Here is a 717-nt window from a genome sequence, read left to right on the forward strand (position 1 = left end):
CCCCCCCCACCTAGCGCTTCACCCCCTCTATCTGGATCTCCACCCGACGGTTCGGCTGCAAACAACTCACCAGCGCCGGGGTCCGCTTGGTCTTCGTGCCGCACGCGACCACCTGGTCCGCCTTGCCACGTCCATGCACGCTCATCGAACCCGTGACGCCCCGCTCCTTCAGGTAGTTCGCCACCGCCTGCGCACGCCGCTCCGACAACGCCTGGTTGTAACGCTCCGTCCCCAGCCGGTCGGTGTAGCCTGTAATCGTCATCCGTTCGATCTGCGCGTAGCCCTGGCTCAGCTTGCGTGCCAGCTCGTCCAGCTTCGCTCTGCCTTCCGGCAGCATGTCGTCCTTGCCCGAGCGGTCGAACCGGAACAGCGCGCCAGCATCCAGCCGGACCTGTTCGGTCGTCATCACCGGCGGCTGCGCGACCGGCATCATCGGGGGCTGCGGTGCTTCAGGGGCGTGGCAGCGTTCCGCACTGCTGCTGCCCTGGCTCGTCATGTCTTCGGCGATCTGGATGTACGGCTTGGCGTGCCGCCAGCCTTGCTGGTTGTACTCATTGCCGGCATGCACCAGTTCCACTTCACCACACGCAACCTTTTGCGCGGCGCAACCAAAACCGCTGTGCTGTTTCAACTGGCCCAGCTTCAGCCACAGGTCCGGGCGCAGCTTGGCTGCGCCGTTCACCTGCGGGGTCTGGTCGCCCGGGTTGGGGGTGGTGT

At 66.0% G+C, this 717-nt stretch carries 1 protein-coding gene; it reads right to left on the reverse strand.

Features of this window, described 5'->3' with window-relative positions; genetic code table 11:
• Positions 1–10: 10 nt before the first annotated feature.
• On the reverse strand, positions 11–717 hold a 707-nt coding region (locus tag CSQ89_RS21775; protein WP_158229098.1), incomplete at its 5' end, for an OmpA family protein.

Source organism: Chitinimonas sp. BJB300 (assembly GCF_002735695.1).
Lineage (GTDB): Bacteria > Pseudomonadota > Gammaproteobacteria > Burkholderiales > Chitinimonadaceae > Chitinimonas.